Source organism: Methylobacterium sp. 77, from assembly GCF_000372825.1.
Classification (GTDB): Bacteria; Pseudomonadota; Alphaproteobacteria; order Rhizobiales; family Beijerinckiaceae; genus Methylobacterium.
The window spans coordinates 2,729,705-2,747,572 of record NZ_KB910516.1 but is presented as its reverse complement, the minus strand read 5'-3'; the positions used below and the strand labels follow the sequence as shown (position 1 = coordinate 2,747,572).

Below are 17,868 nucleotides of genomic sequence, written 5' to 3'. Positions count from 1 at the left end.
CTCAGCCCGTACCTACTCGGCTGCCATCCGACGCGGCGTCAGGTCGTCGATCTCTTCGGCCACCGCCTTGACCACCTCGCGCAGCATCCAGACCAGGTCCGAGAAGCCCTGCGTGATCGCGAGGTTCGCCTCGTTCATGTAGAGCCCGCGATTGATCTCGATCTGCAGCGCGTGGCGGCCGATATTCGGCTCACCGTAATGCTCGGTGATGAAGCCGCCCGCATAGGGCTTGTTGCGCAGGGTGCGGAAGCCGCGCGCGCGCAAATGGTGCTCGAACGCCGCGATCAGGACCGGCGAACAGCTCGTGCCGAATCGGTCGCCGAGCACGAATTCCGCCTTGGTATCCTCCTCGCGGAGCAGGCTGGACGACGGCATCGAATGACAGTCGATCAGGATGGCGTGGCCGAAGACACGTGCGGTGCGCTGGACGAGGCCGCGCAAGGTGCGGTGGTAGGGTTTGTAGAGTTCCTCGATCCGCGTCACCGCCTCCTCGACCGGGAGCCGGGTGCGGTAGATCTCCTGGCCGTCGGCGACCACCCTCGGCACGGTCCCGAGACCGCCGGCGACGCGCATCGATCGCGTGTTGGCGAAGGGCGGCAACCGACCGTCGAACATGCGCGGGTCGAGTTCGTAGGGCTCCCGGTTCACGTCGAGATAGGCCCGTGGGAAATTCGCGCGCATCAGCGGCGCGCCGAGATCGACCACCGGTGCGAAAAGCCTGTCGACATAGGCGTCCTCGGAGCGCCTGAGGGCCAGCGCATCGAGTCGCGACGCGGCCAGGAAAGCTTTCGGATAGACCGCTCCGGAATGAGGCGTGTTGAAAACGAACGGAAGCGTATGTTCCGTCGGCTCGTCGATGACGAAGGGCGGCGAAAAATCTCCCGAATGCGTCGCAGGCAGGCGAGGGTGGGGCTGTGTCATCGCAGCGTGGGCGCCTCGGAGCGGCAGGAAAACGCAGGGCGCCACTTTGCGGTGTGGAAAGGGACGTGTCCACTGTGACACGCCCCGTCCCCAATCCATCGATGTGCCACCGGGCACTCCGTCCGAGCACCGATCTCAACACCTTGTTTACCAAGCCTGCGCTTTATGAAAAGAACACAACGACTCAAGGGTGCGGGACGCCGATCGATGAAGATCCTCCTGGCGGAAGACGACAACGACATGCGCCGCTTTCTCGCGAAGGCGCTGCAGAACGCCGGCTATGATGTGCTGTCGTTCGACAACGGCCTGTCGGCCTACAATCGGTTGCGCGAAGAGCCCTTCGAACTGCTCCTCACCGATATCGTGATGCCCGAGATGGACGGGATCGAGCTGGCGCGCCGCGCCACCGAACTCGATCCGGACATCAAGGTGATGTTCATCACGGGCTTTGCGGCTGTGGCCCTCAACCCCGATTCCAAAGCTCCGAAGGATGCGAAGGTGCTCTCCAAGCCCTTCCACCTGCGCGATCTGGTCAACGAGGTCGAAAAGCTGCTGGCTGCCTGAGCGGGCTCAGCCGGTACCGGATAAGACGTTTCGCGGCGGGCGCATGCCTTGACGGTATGAAGATTCCAGCCGGTCCCCTATATGCTGAGGGGAGTGAAGCGGGACATCTGCCAATATGCCTCCGGTGACCATCTACACGACAGCCTGGTGCCCCTATTGCACCGCCGCCAAGACCTTGCTGCGGGAGAAGGGCGTCACCTTCTCCGAGATCGACGTCGAGAAGATCGCGGGTTCTCGTCTCGCCATGACCCAGCGTGCGGGCGGCCGGACCAGCGTGCCCCAGATCTTCATCGGCGAGACGCATGTGGGGGGCTGCGACGACCTCTACGCCCTCGACCGGTCCGGCAAGCTCGGTTCGCTGCTCGCGACGCAGATGGCCCAACCATGAGCGACGGTTCGTTTTCGGGGTCTGACAAGGCCGAGCCTTGCTTCGTGGCGGCCTGTGTTCAAATGCGTTCCGGATGCGATCCGCTCGCCAACCGCGATGCGGCCGTCGCCCTCGTGCGCGAGGCTGCCTCTCAGGGAGCGCATTACGTCCAGACGCCGGAAATGACGTCGCTGGTGGTGCGGGACAAGGCGAGCCTGTTCGCCAATGTGAGCGAACAGGACGAGGACGTGACCCTGTCGGCCCTGCGCGACATCGCGCGCGAGCAGGGCATCGTCGTCCATATCGGTTCCCTTGCCGTCCGGAACGGCGACAAGATCGCGAACCGGGCGTTTCTGATCGATGCACAAGGCGCGATCACCGCCACCTACGACAAGCTTCACCTGTATGATGTCGACCTTCCCAACGGCGAGCGCTGGCGCGAATCCAACACCTACACGGGTGGGGCCTGCGCCATCGTCGCCGAGACCCCCTGGGCTCCTCTCGGAATCGCGATCTGTTACGACCTGCGTTTTCCCGCCCTTTACCGGGCCCTGGCGGAAGCTGGCGCGACGATCCTCAGCGCGCCGGCCTGTTTCACCAAGCAGACGGGTGAGGCGCATTGGCATGTCCTGCACCGCGCCCGCGCCATCGAGACAGGCTCGTTCATGATCTCGGCGGCTCAGGGCGGTCGCCATGAAGACGGCCGTGAGACCTATGGTCATTCGATCATCGTGGATCCGTGGGGCAAGGTGCTGGCGGATGCCGGCGGGGCCGAGCCGGGTGTGATCCTGGCCGAGATCGACCTCGCCCGCGTCACCGAGGCTCGGGGACGGATCCCCGCCCTCAAACATGCGCGCCCCTTCACGGTGGAACGCGTAGGTCAGGCGGGTTGACGATGCGACTGGCTCGTTCCCGCCGATGATCCGCTATACGCTCGTCTGCGAGCACGGGCACGATTTCGAGGGGTGGTTTCGCTCCAGCGGCTCCTACGACGATCAGGCCAGAAGCGGTTTCGTGGAGTGCCCGATCTGCGGTTCCACCAAGGTCGCCAAGGCCATGATGTCACCGGCAGTGGCCAAGCCCGTCTCCCGACCGCCCGTCTCCAAACTTCCTGCACCCGTCGGTTCGGCGCCGGAGGCCTCGTCGAATGCGTCGACCGTTCCCGCGCCGACACCGCCGACGACCATGCCGGTGATGGCTGAACCGGAGCGGCAGTTGCGCGCCCTGGTGCGCGCGGTCCGCGAGCATGTGACCCGGACAGCCGACGATGTCGGTCGCCAGTTCCCCGAAGAGGCCCGCCGGATGCATTACGGAGAGGTGACCTCGCGGCCGATCTACGGCGAGGCCAGTCCTTCCGAAGCGCGAGCGCTGATCGAGGAAGGAATCGACGTCGCCCCGCTTCCTTCCCTGCCGGACGACCTCAACTGAGGTCTGATCCTCTCAGCGCTTGAGCGCCGCCGTTCCGGCAATGGATGCGAGGACGAAGGCGACGACCGCGTTCCAGCCGGCGAGCGAGATTCCGAGGAAACGCCAGGCGGCGGTAGAGCAATCCGCCACCCGCGTCGCCTTCAGCGTGTCGAGGAAATCGCCGACATCGCTCGGATTGGCGCCGCTGCCGCCGCCGCAATCGGAGGGGCCGGCCCACCACGCCCATTCGGCGCCCGCATGGTAGACACTCAGCCCCGCTCCGTAGATCAGGCCGAGCGCAGCGATTCCGAGAATGAAGCGGGTCAGACGTTCGGGCGCGAACAACGCCAGGATCGCCAGCGGCATCGCGGCATAATAGGGCAGGCGCTCCGTGAGGCAGAGCTTGCACGGCACATAGCCGAGCACGAACTGGAAATAGAGCGCACCCGCGATTGCCAGCGCAGAGCCGAGCAGGACGGCGAGCGCGGCGCGGCGAAGGCGGAGAAGGGACGAATAATCGATCACAGCAGCACCTTGAACAGGACGAAGCCGAGGATGATGACGGCCACCGAGATGGCCGCGACGACATTGAGATGCCGGTCGAGGACGGCGCGGATGGAAACGCCGTAGCGCTTGAGAAGCCCGGCGAGCAGGAAGAAACGCGCGCCTCGGGTGATCAGCGACAGCACGACGAACCAGAGCAGGTCGTAATGGGCGAAGCCCGAGGTGATCGTCACCAGCTTGAACGGGATCGGCGTGAGGCCCTTCAGCAGGATCACCCAATGCCCGTAATGCGCATAGGAGGCCTGGAAGCTCTCGGCCTTGTCGGTCAGCCCGTAGACGGAGAACAGCCAGACCCCGATGGAATCGTAGAGCAGCGCTCCGATCGCATAGCCGAGCAGGCCGCCGACCACCGACGACAGGGTGGTGATCGTCGCGTAGAACCAGACTTTGTCGGGCCGGCTCACCGCCATCGGCACCAGCATCACGTCGGGCGGGACCGGGAAAAACGAACTCTCCGCGAAGGCCACCGCACCGAGCGCGTAAGGGGCCGACGGTTTGCCCGCGAGCGCGAGTATCCACTCGTAGAGGCGGCGGATCATGAATCAGCTTCTATCCGATAGGGGAAGGCGCGAGGCCCTTTGAGCACAACCCGGTCCAGGTTGCGAGCCGGAACCACCGCGGCACGGTCTCCCTGCAAAACCCTCCCGCAAGACACTGGCCGTCCGCGCGATCCTGTGCCATGACGCGAATGTTGCGGGCGTGGTGGAACTGGTAGACGCGCCGGACTCAAAATCCGGTTCTGGTGACAGAGTGTCGGTTCGATTCCGACCGCCCGCACCATTCGCCGCCGCAATCCTAACCATCTGCGTTTTTCGGCTTCCCGTCACGGCGATCGCAGGAAGCGGCGTATCCAGCCGCCGACGCGGGGTGCGTCGCTGGGCTCTCGCAGAGACGTGAGAGCGGCCGTCCGAAATATCTCGTCGTGAGGCACTGACGGATGGTGTCCGGCGATGAGAGCGGTAGCGTAATCGGACTCGAACTCGGGATGGACCTGGAACGAGATCGCCCGTCGTTCGGGGTAGGACAGGATCCCGTAGGGCGTGAAGGCGTTGCCGCCGAGAATGCGGGCGTCGTCCGGCGGAACGATCACCTGATCCTGATGGATGGCCGGGACCGAGACGCGCCGCGCATCGTTCATCCATTCTGCGGATTCGAAGATATCGTAGCTGTGGAGCCCGATGCCCCAGCCCTTCTCGGATTTCTCGACCGTGCCGCCGAAGGCCGCCGCCATCACCTGGTGCCCGAAGCAGAGGCCGACGAGTTTGGCGCGGCCATCGACGCTGCCGAGGAAGTCCTTGAGCGGACCGATCCACGGCAGGTCGTCGTAGACGCCCGCCGCGGATCCGGTGACGACGAATCCAGCGAACCCCGCCGTGGATGTGGGCAGCTGCCCCTCCGCCACCGAGAATGTCACGACGTCCGCCTCGCCGCCGATGAGCCGTTGCACCATACGGCCGTAGGATGGGTAGGCTCCGGCCAGACGGGCGGGCGGCGCGCCCGCCTCGATGATTCCGATCTTCATCTCCGCCTTATGGGCAATGCCGGGCCTCGATGCGAGCGCTCGCGTTTCAGATGGCCGGATCGAACGTCGTGGTGGGGGCGGCAAGTGTCGGCTTCGCCAGAAAATGCGAGGCGAGGACGGCGACCGCCATCACAGCGAGGAAAATCACGAAGATCACGGGATTGAACACGACCAGGGCCACGAAGCAGATCGCGGCCATGGCCAGGGCGAAGGCCGGTGCGGCAGGGAAGAACGGCGCCCGGTAGGGACGCAGCAGATCGGGCTCGCTCCGACGCAGCTTGAACAGGGCGGCCATGCTCATGCCGTACATCACGAGCGCGCCGAACACTGCCATCGTGACGATGCTCGCCGTCAGGGATTGCCCCGCGATCTCGATGAGGTTGTCGCTGTAGATCGCTGCGATGCCGACGAGGCCGCCGGCCACCGTCGCCACATGCGGGGTCTGGAAGCGTGGATGCACCTTGGCGAGGAAGCCGGGCAGGTAGCCGGCGCGGCCGAGAGCGAAGATCTGGCGCGAATAGCCCATGATGATGCCGTGGAACGAGGCCACGAGGCCGAACAGGCCGAGCCAGACCAGCATGTGAAGCCAACCGCTTGACTCGCCCACCACCGTCTTCATCGCCTGGGGCAGGGGATCGTTGAGGTTGCTCAGGGTCCGCCAGTCGCCCGAACCCCCGGCGAAGATCATCACCCCGAAGGCGAGGACGGTGAGCGTCAGGACGCCGGTGATGTAGGCGATCGGAATGGTGCGCTTGGGATCTTTCGCCTCTTCCGCGGCCATGGCGACGCCTTCGATGGCGAGGAAGAACCAGATCGCGAAGGGGATGGCCGCGAACATTCCGCCGATGGACGCCAGCGTGAAGGTCGACTCGCCGGCCCATCCGTGGGCGGCGAAATTGCTGAAGCTGAAGGCCGGGGCGACGACGCCCATGAAGACGAGGAGTTCGGCGACCGCCAGGATGGTGACGAACAATTCGAACGTGGCGGCGATCTGCACGCCGATGATGTTGAGGGTCATGAAGATCAGGTAGGCGCCGAGCGCCGCGTGTTTCGGGTCGAGGCCCGGAAACTGGACGTTGAGATAGGCGCCGATGGCGAGGGCGATGGCGGGAGGCGCGAAGACGAATTCGATCAGCGTGGCGTAGCCGGCGATGCAGCCGCCGATCGGTCCGAAGGCGCGCTTGCTATAGGCGAAGGGACCGCCGGCCTGGGGGATTGCCGTGGTGAGTTCGGTGAAACTGAAGATGAAAGCGACGTACATCGCCGCAATGAAAACCGTCGTGACCAGGAAGCCGAGCGTGCCGGCGCTGGCCCAGCCATAGCTCCAGCCGAAATACTCACCCGAGATCACGAGGCCGACGGCGATGCCCCAGAGGTGGAACGCGTTCAGGCCTTTATGGAGGCCGGTGGATTCGGTTTGCATGATGGGTTCCCGCCGTCGGCACGAGAGGCCGTTGTGCAACGGCCAAGCAAGAGTGCTGCCGAACGCGCGGATCGCCAAATGCGAAATGGGGATCTCGTCCTCTATGCTGCCTCGGCGCGGGCACGTAGGCGCGTCGTTTCTTTCGGGCGGATGTCCATGGCGTTCCCGCGCCAGACGATGGCGCTCTGCATCCAGGCGCTGAGCCACATGACGGGCAGGACCGTGTCGCGGAGCAGGAAGGCGAGGAGGAGGCGGGGTGAGCGGTGCCAGCCGGCGCGAGCGGCCAGCGCGTATTCCGCCCCGTACCAGAGCGTGGCCATCGCGACGACGCCGACGACAACCGGCAGGGTCGGGACGGCGAGAGCGGCGATGGTGAAGGGCAGCAGCGCGCCCGAGCCGATCTCGGGTGCGAAGAAGTGCGGGAAGGTGACCCGGCGTAACCGTGCCCAGCGCACCTGCCGCGACCAGACTTCGCGAAACGCCCGCTGTCCGAGAGGCTGCTCGAAAGGCGACGACACGAGGTGGACGCGTTTGCCGGCGGCGCGCACGAGCTTGGTGGCCGCCGCATCCTCGGCGATCTCGGCGGCGAGCGCCCGAATGCCGCCATTCGCGTCGAGGAAGGGCTTGTGCCAGAGCATGCTCTTGCCCTGCGCGAAGCCGAGGCCGAGGCTCTCACCGGTATATTGCCAGCGGGCCTGGAGGGTATTCAGGAAGGCGCATTCGAGTTCTGCGAAGAACCCGCTCGGCCGTGCGCCGATCGGCGTCGAGCAGACGAGCCCGGTATCGGGGCGCCATGAAGCCTGAAGCTGCTGGAGGTAGTCGGGCGGCATCAGCACGTTGGAATCGGCAAGCACCACCCATTCGTGCCGGGCCGCCTCCCAGCCGCGCACGCAATTGTTGAGCTTCGGATTGTCGCTGATGCGCTCGTCGCCGATGATGAGCCGCGCCGGTATCGCCGGATGGCCCGCCATCAGGCGATGCAGCAGCGGGATGATCGGGTCGCGGCCGTCGGCGACGCAGAAGATCAGCTCGTAATCCGGATGGGCGAGAGTGAAGCCGCGCTCGAGCATCTCCTCGCTGAAGGCTTCGAGGCCGCAGACCGGGCGCACCAGGGACATCGGCGCGGCGGTGGGAAAGCTCGGGGCGCCGCGGTGACGACCGATCCGCCATGCGGCGATGGCGACGCTGAGAAGGTTGACCAGGGTCAGCACGGCACAGAGCGAGAGCGCGACGATCGCGCCGGTCTCGATGCTGCCGATCATGCCGCAATTCCTCCGGGCATCCGCCACCCGACGGAACCTGTCCACGTCCAAGGCCCTAACAGGTGGGCTGTTTCAGTCGTATGACAGAGGTGCGGAGCCGGTCGGCTCCCCTGGCGAGGAAGGGAACGGCGTGGGCCAGACGAAGCGCGTGGCCGTTCTGGGGGCGGGGATATCGGGAGCGGTGGCCGCCCGGCGGTTGATCGAGGCGGGTCTCGGCGTCACCGTCTTCGACAAGGGCCGCGGCATCGGCGGCCGCATGGCCACGCGTCGCGTCGCCGATTCCGGTCTCGCCTTCGACCACGGCGCCCAGTTCATGCGTGCGCAAGGCGCGAATTTCAGCGAGCGTCTGGCCGACTGGACCCGGCGAGGTGTCGCCGGCGCCTGGGATGCGCTGGGCGGATCTGTCGGCATCCCGGGAATGACCGCCCCGGTGCGTGATCTCCTCGAAGGGATCGATACGCGCTCGGACCGGACCGTCACGCGAATCGAGAGGACGGACGGCGTCTGGCGCCTCGCGATCGCGGAAGGCGCCGAAGACGATGATTTCGATGCGGTCGCCGTGAGCTTCCCGTCTCCCCAGGTCGCAAAACTCATGAAAGCGAGCGGCCTGGCACTGCCGGGCCTGGATGTGCCGGTCTACGCGCCTTGCTGGTCGCTGATGCTCGCCTGTGAGCGGGATTGCCCGTTGCAGGCTGGTCCCTTGAGCGACGGGAGCGGGGCGATCGCTCAGATGTTCCGCGAGGACAGCAAGCCGGGCCGTTCGGCCGAAACCGTCCAGGTCGTCGTCCACGCCACGCCGGAATGGTCGCGTGCGCATCTCGAAGAGACGCGGGAGCAGGTCACCCGGATCCTCGTCGGGGCCATCGAGACCAGCCTCGGAACCGCGGTGAGGCCGATTCATGCCAGTGCCCATCGCTGGCGCTATGCCCTCGTCGAGACGGCCCTGAACGAGGATTGCATCTACGAATCCTCGCTCAAGCTCGGCGCCTGCGGCGACTGGTGCCTCGGCCCGAGGGTGGAGGCCGCCTATGACAGCGGCGCCGCGCTGGCCGCGCGGATGATCGCCGATCTGGCATGATCCCGCCCATCGTCGTCCATCCGGCCTATCAAGCCGTCCTGCCTGACGGGCATCGCTTCCCGATGCGGAAATACGGGCGCCTCGCCGAGACGCTGGTGCAGCTCGGTCTGGCGCCCGCCGGCTTCGTCAGGCCGGAGCCGGCCGACGCGGCTCTGCTGAGGCGCGCGCACCGATCGGATTACGTCGAGGCGATCCTGTCCTGCTCGGTGTCGCGGGAGATCGAGCGCAACATCGGCCTGCCGGTGGATGAGAGCGTCGTCGCCCGTTCGCGCGCGTCCGCCGGCGGCACACTCGCCGCGGCGCGCCTGGCTCTGGAATACGGTCTCGCCGGAAGTGCAGCTGGCGGCAGCCATCATGCGCGGCGTGAGACCGGTGCCGGCTTCTGCCTGTTCAACGACGTCGCCATCGCGGCCCTGGCGCTCCAGGCGGAGGGCACGATCCGGCGGGCCCTCGTCGTCGATTGCGACGTGCATCAGGGGGACGGTACCGCCGATTGCCTCGCCGGGTCGCCGGACCTGTTCACGCTCTCGATTCATGCCGAGAAGAATTATCCGACGCGCAAGATCGCCGGCGATCTCGATATCGGCTTGCGAGACGGCGTGGACGATGCCGGCTATGCCGCGATCCTCGCGGCGCATCTGCCGAGCCTCCTCGACGGCCTCGCCCCGGACCTCGTGTTCTACAATGCCGGGGTCGACCCCCATGCGGACGACCGATTGGGACGTCTGTCGCTGACCGATGCCGGCCTGCATGCGCGCGATCGCTACGTCGTCGGCGAGGCGCGCCGCCGCCGCATCCCCCTCGTCGCGGTCATCGGTGGCGGCTATGCCAGCGACATCGACGCGCTCGCCGCCCGCCACGCCATCGTCTTCCAGGCCATGGCGGCCCTGGTCTGACGATCGTCAATCCGAGCCGCAGGTGTCCGTCGTCGGCGTCTCACCCTCCGTGACCGAGCGTGCCACCTTCTCGAGGCCGTCGAACAGCCGCTCGAGTTGCGGCCCCTCCATGGAATGGAAGCCCAAGGTCCGGGTGATCAGCAGGCCCAGGGTCGAGAAGACCAGCGCGGCGCCGATCCCCGGGCATCGTTCGATCTTCTCCAATCCGGCGAGCCGCTCGCTGAGAAAGGCGTTGAAGCCGGCGAAAGCCTCCGGGTTCTCCGCCGAGGCGAGAAGAAGCGCTCGCGGAAATCCCTCCTCGTCGGCATAGACCTCGCGAGCATGGGCGATCAGGGCCAGGGGCAGGGCCGAGGGGCCAGCCCCCTGTGCGACCTCGTGCCGGGCGATGCCCTCCTTGATCTCCTTGAGCTTGCGTTCGGCGAGCGCCGAAATCAGTGCGTCCTTGGATGCGAAATGGTGCAGCACTCCACCCTTGCTCAAGCTCGCCTCGGTCGCGACCGCATCGATCGTCAGGGTGCGCGTGCCCGAACGCCGAATCAGGCTCTCTGCCGCATCGAGGATGATGCTCGCCCGGTCCTCGCGCCGTGTGCGCGGCTTCACCATCTGATTCACTCTCGCTAAAAACCGTCTGGACGGTCGGTAAGATAGCCGATAGGGATAGGGTTCGATAGAGCTTTAACGGAACGGGATTGCAGTGTCTGGTCTGACCAAGTCCGTTCGCCGGGTCCGCACCGCCCGGGCCGTCGTCATGATCGGTGTCGTCGCCATGCTCGGCATTCCCGCGCATGCGACGGAAGCGGCGAGCCCGACCGCTGCGGGCGCGGCGAAGCAGAGCGTCGCGGTGGTCAGGACGGCGAAGGCCGAGCGTAGCACCATCTCCGCCGATCTCGTCTTCACCGGCGATATCCAGGCTCAGTCGCAGGTGAACGTGGCCTTCCGCAACAACGGCAAGATCGCCACCCGTCTGGTCGAGGTCGGAGACCATGTCACCGCCGATCAGGTTCTCGCCAAGCTCGATCCGCAGGAGCAGCGTTCGAATCTCAACAACGCTCAGGCCGCGCTCACCTCGGCCGAGGCGCTGCTGACCCAGGCCAAGGTCAACTTCAAGCGCCAGGAGATGCTGCTCTCCAGCGGCTACACCACGCGGCCGAGCTACGACGATGCCGAGCAGCAATTGCGCACGACCCAGGCGTCGGTGGATTCCGCCAAGGCGGCTCTCGGCACGGCCCAGGAGCAATTCTCCTACACCGATCTGAAAGCGGGCGTCGACGGCATCGTCCTGAGCCGCAGCTTCGAGGTCGGGCAGGTGGTCCAGGCCGGCCAGACCGTCCTCACGATGGCCGAGGATGGCCCGCGCGATGCGGTGTTCAACGTCTTCGAGGCCGTGCTGGCGACCCCTCCCGAGAGCAAGGAGGTCGGTATCACCCTGCAGGCGGACCCGAAGGTGCAGACCGTGGGCACCGTGCGCGAGATTTCGCCGAGCGTCGATTCCGCCTCCGGGACGGTTCGGGTGAAGGTCGGGCTCAAGGATACCCCCTCCGCCATGACCCTCGGTTCCATCGTCATCGGCACCGGCAAGTTCCGGCCGCAATCCGCGATCGTCCTGCCCTGGTCCTCGCTCTATCGCTGGGAGAACGGCCCGGCGGTCTGGGTCCGCGATCCGGCCAGCGGCAAGGTCGCCCCGCGCATCGTCACCATCGACCGCTACTCGCCCAACACGATCGCCCTGTCCGGTGGCGTCGAGCCGGGCGAGGAGGTCGTGATCGCCGGGATCCAGTTCCTCAGGCCGGGCCAGACGGTCTCCGTTGCCGAGGAGATCGTTCGATGATCCGCGCCGGTGCCCGCTTCGTCGTGATCGCGGCCACTCTTGCCGCCCTCGCTGCCTGCCACGCCGCTGAGGAGGATGCCGGCCCGGCGCCGGTACGGCCCGTTCTCTACACGGTGGCGAAGCCCGTCGAGACGATCCTGTTCGGGCCCTTCGCCGGATTCGTCGCGCCCCGCTACCAGTCGGAGATCGGCTTCCAGATCGCCGGCCGCATGATCGCCCGTGACGTGACGATGGGTGACGTGGTGAAGAAGGGGCAGCGTATCGCCGCGCTCGACCCGGTGGTGACGCGCTTCGCGCTCACACGCGCGGAAGCCGACCTCGCCGATGCGATGGGGCAGGCGGAGAACGCCAATGCCACCGAGGCCCGGCAGCGCCGGCTCATGACCAACGGCAACGTCACGCAGGCGCGGCTCGACAGCGCGGTCGCGAGCCGAGACACGGCCCAGGCCCGTCTCGCCCAGGCGCAGGCGAACCTGCAGAAGGCCCGCGACCAGATGGGCTATACCGAGCTGCATGCCGATTTCGACGGCGTCGTCACCGTCCGCAGCGCGGAGGTGGGACAGGTCCTGTCGGCCGGACAGGCGGTCGCGACCCTGGCGCGTCCCGAGGAGCGCGAGGCCGTGGTCGATATCCCCGAGGACCTCGTGGGAGCCATGCCGAAGGATGCGATCTTCGCCGTGGCGCTTCAGAGCGCTCCCGACGTGACGGCGACCGGAAAGGTCCGCGAGATCTCGCCCTTCGCCGATCAGCAGACCCGCACGCGGCGCATCCGGATGACCCTGCTCAACCCGTCGGACGCCTTCCGACTCGGCTCCACCATCACCGTCGGGCTGTCGCGCCACACGAAACCGCGGTTTCCGCTGCCGGCCACCGCATTGTTCGAATCCGATGGACGGAGCGCGGTTTGGATCGTGAACGAGGCAGGGGATTCCGTGTCCCGGCGCGACGTCACGGTGGCCGAGCGGAACGACGATCGCGTCGCCATCACCGAAGGTCTGAAGCCGGGCGAGCGCGTGGTGCTCGCCGGTGCTCGCAGCCTCGGCGAGGGTCAGCGCGTCCGCCTGGCCGACAAACCACAATAGTGGTGCCGCAAGAGCCCTTTTCCGAGCTGCGCCGATCCGAACAGCGTCACGCGAGAGCTGCCCGTGAAGAACTTCAACCTGTCCGAATGGGCGCTCGAGCATCGCTCCTTCGTCTGGTTCCTGATGCTGATCTCGATGGTGGCGGGCTTCCTCGCCTACGAGAAGCTCGGGCGCGAGGAAGACCCGCCCTTCGCCATCAAGACCATGATCGTGCAGGCGCGCTGGCCCGGCGCCACGATCAGCGACACCCTCGATCAGGTCACCGAACGGATCGAGAAGGAGTTGCAGCAGATCGATGCCGTCGATTTCAGCCGGAGCTACACCGTGCCGGGGCAGACGACGGTGTTCGTGCAATTGCGCGAGACGACGCCGCCCAAGACCATCCCGGGCATCTTCTATCAGGTCCGCAAGCGCATCGGCGATATCGCCAATACGTTCCCTCAGGGAATACAGGGACCGTTCTTCAACGATGAGTTCGGCGACGTGTTCGGTAACGTCTACGCCTTCACCGCCGATGGCGTCTCCATGCGCCAGCTTCGCGACTACGTGGAGCGGGTGCGGGCTGACCTGAAGAAGGTCAATAACGCCGGCAAGATGCAGCTGCTCGGCGCCCAGGACGAGGCGATCTACCTCGACTTCTCGACCCGCAAGCTCGCCGGTCTCGGCGTCGATCAGGCCGCCGTCATCAAGACCCTGCAGGCCCAGAACGCCATTGCCCCCTCCGGCGTGATCCAGGCCGGGCCGGAGCGCGTCTCCGTGCGGGTCGGCGGCCAGTTCGTTTCCGAGGACAGCCTGCGGACCGTCAACCTGCGGGTGAACGACCGCTTCTTCCGCCTGTCGGACGTCGCCGAGATCTCGCGCGGCTTCACCGATCCGCCGACCAACCTGTTCCGCTTCAACGGCCAGCCGGCGATCGGCCTCGCCATCGCCATGCAGCCCTCCGGCAACCTCCTCACCTTCGGACACGACCTCAAGGCGCGGATGAAGAAGCTCGAGGGTGAACTACCCTACGGTGTCGGAATCCATCTGGTCTCGGACCAGCCGAAGATCGTCGAGGAGGCGGTGGGCGGCTTCACCAAGGCCTTGATCGAGGCCGTGGTGATCGTGCTCGCCGTGAGCTTCATCAGCCTCGGCTGGCGCGCGGGGCTCGTGGTCTCGTTCTCGATTCCCCTCGTCCTCGCCGTGGTCTTCGTGGTGATGCAGGTGATGGGCGTCACGCTTCAGCGCATCTCGCTCGGCGCCCTCATCATCTCGCTCGGCCTCCTCGTCGACGACGCGATGATCACCGTGGAAATGATGGTCGCGCGGCTCGAGGTCGGCGACACGCTGAAGAAGGCGGCGACCTTCGCCTACACCTCCACCGCCTTCCCGATGCTGACCGGCACCCTCGTCACCGTCGCCGGCTTCCTGCCCATCGGCTTCAACGGTTCGGCGGCGGGCGAGTACACCTACAGCCTGTTCGTGGTCATCGCCGCCTCGCTGCTGGTCTCCTGGGTCGTCGCGGTGCTGTTCGCGCCGCTCATCGGCATCAAGCTCTTGCCGAAGACGATCAAGAAACATCACGACCGCCCGAGCTTCCTCCTCCGCACCTTCCGCGCGATGCTGCTTCCGGCGATGCGCTTTCGCTGGGTCACGGTGGCTTTCTGCATCGGCCTCCTCGGCCTGTCGCTCTACGGCATCCAGTTCGTGCAGCAGCAATTCTTTCCGGCCTCGGACCGTCCCGAGATCCTCGTGGACATGACGCTGCCGCAGAATGCCAGCATCGCCGAGACCAAGGCGCAGATGGACCGGTTCGAGGCGACGCTGAAGGGCGATCCCGACATCCTGCGCTGGAGCTCCTATGTTGGGCAGGGCGCGGTGCGCTTCTATCTTCCCCTCGACCAGCAACTCGGCAACGCCTTCTTCGGCCAGATCATCGTCGTGACCTCGTCGCTGGAGGCGCGCGACAAGATGATGGCGAAGTTCGAGGCGCTGGCGGCCAAGGACTTCGTCGGCACCGACGTGTTCGTCCACTCCCTCGATCTCGGGCCCCCGGTGGGCCGCCCGATCCAGTACCGGCTCAGCGGGTCCGACCTGCAGAAGGTGCGCGGCCTCGCGCTCCAGCTCAGCAACATCGTCGCTTCGAACCCGAATGTTGGCCTTCCGAACCTCGATTGGAACGAGCCGGGCAAGGTGCTCAAGGTCGACATCATCCAGGACAAGGCGCGCCAGCTCGGCGTCACCTCGGAGGACATCGCCGGCCTGCTCAACGGCATCGTCGGCGGCCGCTCGATCACCCAGGTCCGCGACTCGATCTATCTCGTGGACGTCATCGGCCGCGCCCAGGCGGCCGAGCGCAACTCCATCGAGACGCTGCAGAGCCTGCAGGTGCCGTTGTCGAACGGCAGCGTCGTCCCGCTCCTCGCCTTCGCCACCGTGAGCTACGAGCTCGAACAGCCCATCGTCTGGCGCCGCGACCGGCTCCCGACGATCACGGTGCGGGCCGCGATCATCGACGACACCCAGGCGCCGACCATCGTCAATGCGCTCGATCCGGCCATCAAGGCCTTCGAGAAGACGCTGCCCGACGGCTATACCCTCGCTGTCGGCGGTGCTGTCGAGGAGAGCGCCAAGGGCAGCGGGCCGATCGCGGCGGTGGCGCCGGTGATGCTGCTCGCCATGGCGATGTTCCTGATGATTCAGCTCCAGAGCTTCCAGAAGCTGTTTCTGGTGGCGAGCGTGGCCCCGCTCGGGCTCATCGGCGTGGTGGCGATCCTGCTTCCCTTCGGCAAGCCGCTCGGCTTCGTCGCCATCCTCGGCGTGCTGGCACTCATCGGCATCATCATCCGCAACTCGGTGATTCTGGTGATGCAGATCGACGAGTACGACCGCGAGGGCATGGCGCCCTGGGACGCGGTTGTGGAGGCGACTTGCCACCGGATGCGGCCGATCCTGCTCACGGCCGGAGCGGCGAGCCTCGCCCTCATCCCGATCGCGCGGGAAGTCTTCTGGGGGCCGATGGCCTATTCCATGATCGGCGGCATCATCGCGGCGACGTTCCTGACGCTGTTCTTCCTGCCGGCCCTGTATGTCGGCTGGTACCGGATCAAGGCCCCGAAGGGGGATCGGCCGAAAGGCGACGCCCAGAGCGCGACCGCCGCGCATGGTCACGCGTGATCAGGGCGCCGATGCCGGGCAGAGCGCCGGCTCGAGCGCGCGCATGACGCGGCGATAGCCGGCAATATGCAGGTCGTCGCGTAAAGCACCGGCGACGGCGTACCCGCTGTCGCCATCGCGCAGGTCGGCGAACGGATCGGCATAGGCGCAGCCGCTCCGCTCGCAGAAGGCGCGGATGCGTGCGGAATAGACGCCGACCGCCTCGGCATCGAGCTTGGTGGCCGCCTTGCGGTTGAACGGCGGGACGGCCGTGACCACTACGCGATCGGTCACGCCCCGCAGCTTGCCGACGATCCGTGCGAGGGATTGCTCGAACCGTGCGATGCCCTCGGCCGAGCGCGGGTCGCTCTTCGTGAAGAGGTCGTTGGTGCCGATTGTCAGGACCGCCGCGCGAGGCCGCGTCGGCACGGTCACGCGATCGAGCAGGTCGGCGTAGATCGCGGCGCTCGCCCCGTTGACGCCGGCATTGACGAGTTCGAGGCCACAGATGCGCTGGCTGGTACTCTGCAACTCGGCCTGGGAATCGCCCGCGACCAGGATGTAGTCCGGCGGCGCCTCGTCGAGATGGACCTGGACCACGATGAGGCGGTTCGTTGCGTAGAGCAGGGCGTTCAGCTTCGGAACGTGAATCTGCCATCCGATCACCCCGCCGACGGCGAGGGCCGTGAGCGCGATGGCGGCGACTATTGGTAGACGCATCAGGAACCTTTGATCTTGCCGACCGTCCCGGCCCTGTCGACGGTGGCACCCGGCCGTGAATCCGTCGTGGCGTAATACGGCTTGATGTCGAGAAGCGGCGTCTTGTCGAGGCAATCGAGACCCCTGACACTCAAGGTCGTGCCGTCGATGCCGAGGAGTTCCACCACCGAGAGCGCGATGGGATTGGGGCGTGCCGGCGATCGGAGGGAGAAGGTGCCGCGGCTCCCTTCCGTGTGGCGCGGCCTCTGGCGAACGATGTCGCGCGCGGCCTGATCCATCCAGTAGAGCACGATCAGGTGGCTCGCCCCATCGGCGTTCTGCAATCCGGGAGCGTAGGCGGCATCCACCTGCAGGGTACAGACGGCGTCGGTCTGGAGCCCGTTCTTGGGGCACTCGGCGCGGGTCGCCCATGGCGTACGGATACGGCCGATGAAGTAGAGCCCGGCATCATAAGAGGCGGGCAGCGCCACGGTTTCCTCGCCGGGCCGCCGGTCGATTTCGTCGATCATCATGCGCATCGGATTTGGAGAGACGTCGCCCGGCACGAATGTCCGAGCCGTTCCGACGGAGCATGTCGACCAACTCGGCCCGGTTCGCAAGTCGAAGGACGATGCGTCGTCAAGCCGTGGAGCAACGCGTTCAGGAGATGAGGGACGGTCGTCGGTTCGCCAAAACGGGGATCTTGGTAAAGCCGGCCACGGGATCGATGCCGGTGCCTACCAGCGTGGCGAAGCTCATCTTCGCGTTTACGATCATGGCACCATCGCGGACCATCCGTACGTCCCCGGTAAAAGCGGTGTTTGCGAACCAGGACACCTGCACGGTACCGGCAAACCCACTGGCGGTTTCGCGGAAGGGCGATCGACGCGGCGGAGGCCGACATGCAGGCTGCCACAGCCAGCCCTGCGCGATGCCAATCAGGAACAGCGAAAACTCAGCCCGTGATGTCGAACAGGCTCTCGCAATTCCGATGACGCGATCCTGTTTGTACTCCATGATTTGGTTAGAAAATGTATGGAATGTTATTAACAAAATATCATATGAATATACATACTCATCATGCCCATAATACAACGAATAGGTGATATTTGACCGCAAT

19 protein-coding genes and 1 tRNA gene are annotated in these 17,868 nt (G+C 66.1%); 10 read left to right on the top strand and 10 right to left on the bottom strand.

Annotated elements, in window-relative coordinates; genetic code table 11:
* Nucleotides 1–12: 12 nt before the first annotated feature.
* Nucleotides 13–921: an N-formylglutamate amidohydrolase gene (locus tag A3OK_RS0112980; RefSeq protein ID WP_019905309.1), complete on the bottom strand. Its 909-nt coding sequence runs from the start codon at nucleotides 919–921 to the stop codon at nucleotides 13–15.
* A 207-nt stretch (nucleotides 922–1,128) separates the two neighbouring features.
* On the opposite strand from A3OK_RS0112980, the gene A3OK_RS0112975 reads away from it, so the two are divergent.
* The 4 genes from A3OK_RS0112975 to A3OK_RS0112960 all read left to right on the top strand — a co-directional run bounded on the left by A3OK_RS0112975 (nucleotide 1,129) and on the right by A3OK_RS0112960 (nucleotide 3,280).
* Complete coding sequence (locus A3OK_RS0112975; protein ID WP_003603128.1) at nucleotides 1,129–1,485, top strand: response regulator; 357 nt, start codon at nucleotides 1,129–1,131, stop codon at nucleotides 1,483–1,485.
* Between the two features lie 115 nt (nucleotides 1,486–1,600).
* Complete coding sequence (gene grxC / locus A3OK_RS0112970; protein ID WP_019905308.1) at nucleotides 1,601–1,873, top strand: glutaredoxin 3; 273 nt, start codon at nucleotides 1,601–1,603, stop codon at nucleotides 1,871–1,873.
* Complete coding sequence (locus A3OK_RS0112965) at nucleotides 1,870–2,745, top strand: carbon-nitrogen hydrolase family protein (RefSeq protein WP_051092925.1); 876 nt, start codon at nucleotides 1,870–1,872, stop codon at nucleotides 2,743–2,745. Before grxC ends, A3OK_RS0112965 begins: the two co-directional genes overlap by 4 nt.
* 25 nt (nucleotides 2,746–2,770) lie before the next feature.
* Complete coding sequence (locus A3OK_RS0112960) at nucleotides 2,771–3,280, top strand: DUF1178 family protein (protein ID WP_019905306.1); 510 nt, start codon at nucleotides 2,771–2,773, stop codon at nucleotides 3,278–3,280.
* 12 nt (nucleotides 3,281–3,292) lie between these two features.
* On the opposite strand, the gene A3OK_RS0112955 is transcribed toward A3OK_RS0112960, so the two are convergent.
* The gene (locus A3OK_RS0112955; RefSeq protein ID WP_019905305.1) at nucleotides 3,293–3,784 is read right to left on the bottom strand and encodes a disulfide bond formation protein B; all 492 of its coding nucleotides are present in this window, start codon (nucleotides 3,782–3,784) and stop codon (nucleotides 3,293–3,295) included.
* Nucleotides 3,781–4,362 (bottom strand): YqaA family protein, encoded by a 582-nt coding sequence (locus A3OK_RS0112950; RefSeq protein ID WP_019905304.1) that lies wholly within the window; start codon nucleotides 4,360–4,362, stop codon nucleotides 3,781–3,783. Before A3OK_RS0112950 ends, A3OK_RS0112955 begins: the two co-directional genes overlap by 4 nt.
* A 154-nt stretch (nucleotides 4,363–4,516) precedes the next feature.
* Here A3OK_RS0112950 and A3OK_RS0112945 point away from each other — a divergent pair.
* A tRNA-Leu gene (locus A3OK_RS0112945) sits at nucleotides 4,517–4,603 on the top strand.
* 43 nt (nucleotides 4,604–4,646) lie between these two features.
* On the opposite strand, the gene A3OK_RS0112940 is transcribed toward A3OK_RS0112945, so the two are convergent.
* From A3OK_RS0112940 to A3OK_RS0112930, 3 genes are all read right to left on the bottom strand, one after another.
* Nucleotides 4,647–5,345: a GMP synthase gene (locus tag A3OK_RS0112940; RefSeq protein ID WP_019905303.1), complete on the bottom strand. Its 699-nt coding sequence runs from the start codon at nucleotides 5,343–5,345 to the stop codon at nucleotides 4,647–4,649.
* Between the two features lie 46 nt (nucleotides 5,346–5,391).
* On the bottom strand, nucleotides 5,392–6,768 hold the full coding sequence (eat, locus tag A3OK_RS0112935) for an ethanolamine permease (protein WP_019905302.1): 1,377 nt from the start codon (nucleotides 6,766–6,768) through the stop codon (nucleotides 5,392–5,394).
* Nucleotides 6,769–6,869: 101 nt separating this feature from the next.
* Nucleotides 6,870–8,030 carry a ceramide glucosyltransferase gene (locus A3OK_RS0112930; RefSeq protein ID WP_019905301.1) on the bottom strand — a complete coding sequence of 387 codons (1,161 nt, stop codon included), beginning with the start codon at nucleotides 8,028–8,030 and terminating at the stop codon, nucleotides 6,870–6,872.
* A 130-nt stretch (nucleotides 8,031–8,160) separates the two neighbouring features.
* Here A3OK_RS0112930 and A3OK_RS0112925 point away from each other — a divergent pair, with 130 nt between their 5' ends.
* Both A3OK_RS0112925 and A3OK_RS0112920 read left to right on the top strand, forming a co-directional pair.
* Nucleotides 8,161–9,108, top strand: a complete 948-nt coding sequence (locus A3OK_RS0112925) for an NAD(P)-binding protein (protein ID WP_019905300.1) — start codon at nucleotides 8,161–8,163, stop codon at nucleotides 9,106–9,108.
* Nucleotides 9,105–10,004 carry a histone deacetylase gene (locus tag A3OK_RS0112920; protein WP_019905299.1) on the top strand — a complete coding sequence of 300 codons (900 nt, stop codon included), beginning with the start codon at nucleotides 9,105–9,107 and terminating at the stop codon, nucleotides 10,002–10,004. The genes A3OK_RS0112925 and A3OK_RS0112920 overlap by 4 nt, the downstream gene beginning before the upstream one ends.
* Before the next feature lie 6 nt (nucleotides 10,005–10,010).
* Here A3OK_RS0112920 and A3OK_RS0112915 read toward each other — a convergent pair whose 3' ends face one another.
* Nucleotides 10,011–10,607, bottom strand: a complete 597-nt coding sequence (locus A3OK_RS0112915; protein ID WP_019905298.1) for a TetR/AcrR family transcriptional regulator — start codon at nucleotides 10,605–10,607, stop codon at nucleotides 10,011–10,013.
* A gap of 163 nt (nucleotides 10,608–10,770) precedes the next feature.
* Here A3OK_RS0112915 and A3OK_RS0112910 point away from each other — a divergent pair, with 163 nt between their 5' ends.
* The 3 genes from A3OK_RS0112910 to A3OK_RS0112900 all read left to right on the top strand — a co-directional run bounded on the left by A3OK_RS0112910 (nucleotide 10,771) and on the right by A3OK_RS0112900 (nucleotide 16,070).
* Nucleotides 10,771–11,832: an efflux RND transporter periplasmic adaptor subunit gene (locus tag A3OK_RS0112910; RefSeq protein WP_245259430.1), complete on the top strand. Its 1,062-nt coding sequence runs from the start codon at nucleotides 10,771–10,773 to the stop codon at nucleotides 11,830–11,832.
* Entirely contained in the window at nucleotides 11,829–12,914 is a 1,086-nt protein-coding gene (locus A3OK_RS0112905) for an efflux RND transporter periplasmic adaptor subunit (protein ID WP_019905296.1), read from the top strand. Before A3OK_RS0112910 ends, A3OK_RS0112905 begins: the two co-directional genes overlap by 4 nt.
* Nucleotides 12,915–12,977: 63 nt before the next feature.
* Nucleotides 12,978–16,070, top strand: a complete 3,093-nt coding sequence (locus A3OK_RS0112900; RefSeq protein WP_019905295.1) for an efflux RND transporter permease subunit — start codon at nucleotides 12,978–12,980, stop codon at nucleotides 16,068–16,070.
* On the opposite strand, the gene A3OK_RS0112895 is transcribed toward A3OK_RS0112900, so the two are convergent.
* From A3OK_RS0112895 to A3OK_RS24035, 3 genes are all read right to left on the bottom strand, one after another.
* Entirely contained in the window at nucleotides 16,071–16,769 is a 699-nt protein-coding gene (locus A3OK_RS0112895) for an SGNH/GDSL hydrolase family protein (protein ID WP_019905294.1), read from the bottom strand.
* Nucleotides 16,769–17,278 carry a tRNA (N6-threonylcarbamoyladenosine(37)-N6)-methyltransferase TrmO gene (gene tsaA, locus A3OK_RS0112890; RefSeq protein ID WP_026597222.1) on the bottom strand — a complete coding sequence of 170 codons (510 nt, stop codon included), beginning with the start codon at nucleotides 17,276–17,278 and terminating at the stop codon, nucleotides 16,769–16,771. The genes A3OK_RS0112895 and tsaA overlap by 1 nt, the downstream gene beginning before the upstream one ends.
* A gap of 130 nt (nucleotides 17,279–17,408) precedes the next feature.
* The gene (locus A3OK_RS24035; RefSeq protein ID WP_155912018.1) at nucleotides 17,409–17,765 is read right to left on the bottom strand and encodes a hypothetical protein; all 357 of its coding nucleotides are present in this window, start codon (nucleotides 17,763–17,765) and stop codon (nucleotides 17,409–17,411) included.
* Nucleotides 17,766–17,868 lie beyond the last annotated feature (103 nt).

What these genes read in the sequence shown, in the direction of transcription:
- A3OK_RS0112980 (WP_019905309.1), bottom strand. Translation starts at nt 921, where the DNA reads ATGACACAGCCCCACCCTCGCCTGCCTGCGACGCATTCGGGAGATTTT.
- A3OK_RS0112975 (WP_003603128.1), top strand. Translation starts at nt 1,129, where the DNA reads ATGAAGATCCTCCTGGCGGAAGACGACAACGACATGCGCCGCTTTCTC.
- grxC (WP_019905308.1), top strand. Translation starts at nt 1,601, where the DNA reads ATGCCTCCGGTGACCATCTACACGACAGCCTGGTGCCCCTATTGCACC.
- A3OK_RS0112965 (WP_051092925.1), top strand. Translation starts at nt 1,870, where the DNA reads ATGAGCGACGGTTCGTTTTCGGGGTCTGACAAGGCCGAGCCTTGCTTC.
- A3OK_RS0112960 (WP_019905306.1), top strand. Translation starts at nt 2,771, where the DNA reads ATGATCCGCTATACGCTCGTCTGCGAGCACGGGCACGATTTCGAGGGG.
- A3OK_RS0112950 (WP_019905304.1), bottom strand. Translation starts at nt 4,362, where the DNA reads ATGATCCGCCGCCTCTACGAGTGGATACTCGCGCTCGCGGGCAAACCG.
- A3OK_RS0112940 (WP_019905303.1), bottom strand. Translation starts at nt 5,345, where the DNA reads ATGAAGATCGGAATCATCGAGGCGGGCGCGCCGCCCGCCCGTCTGGCC.
- eat (WP_019905302.1), bottom strand. Translation starts at nt 6,768, where the DNA reads ATGCAAACCGAATCCACCGGCCTCCATAAAGGCCTGAACGCGTTCCAC.
- A3OK_RS0112930 (WP_019905301.1), bottom strand. Translation starts at nt 8,030, where the DNA reads ATGATCGGCAGCATCGAGACCGGCGCGATCGTCGCGCTCTCGCTCTGT.
- A3OK_RS0112920 (WP_019905299.1), top strand. Translation starts at nt 9,105, where the DNA reads ATGATCCCGCCCATCGTCGTCCATCCGGCCTATCAAGCCGTCCTGCCT.
- A3OK_RS0112915 (WP_019905298.1), bottom strand. Translation starts at nt 10,607, where the DNA reads ATGGTGAAGCCGCGCACACGGCGCGAGGACCGGGCGAGCATCATCCTC.
- A3OK_RS0112910 (WP_245259430.1), top strand. Translation starts at nt 10,771, where the DNA reads ATGCTCGGCATTCCCGCGCATGCGACGGAAGCGGCGAGCCCGACCGCT.
- A3OK_RS0112905 (WP_019905296.1), top strand. Translation starts at nt 11,829, where the DNA reads ATGATCCGCGCCGGTGCCCGCTTCGTCGTGATCGCGGCCACTCTTGCC.
- A3OK_RS0112895 (WP_019905294.1), bottom strand. Translation starts at nt 16,769, where the DNA reads ATGCGTCTACCAATAGTCGCCGCCATCGCGCTCACGGCCCTCGCCGTC.
- tsaA (WP_026597222.1), bottom strand. Translation starts at nt 17,278, where the DNA reads ATGATCGACGAAATCGACCGGCGGCCCGGCGAGGAAACCGTGGCGCTG.
- A3OK_RS24035 (WP_155912018.1), bottom strand. Translation starts at nt 17,765, where the DNA reads ATGGAGTACAAACAGGATCGCGTCATCGGAATTGCGAGAGCCTGTTCG.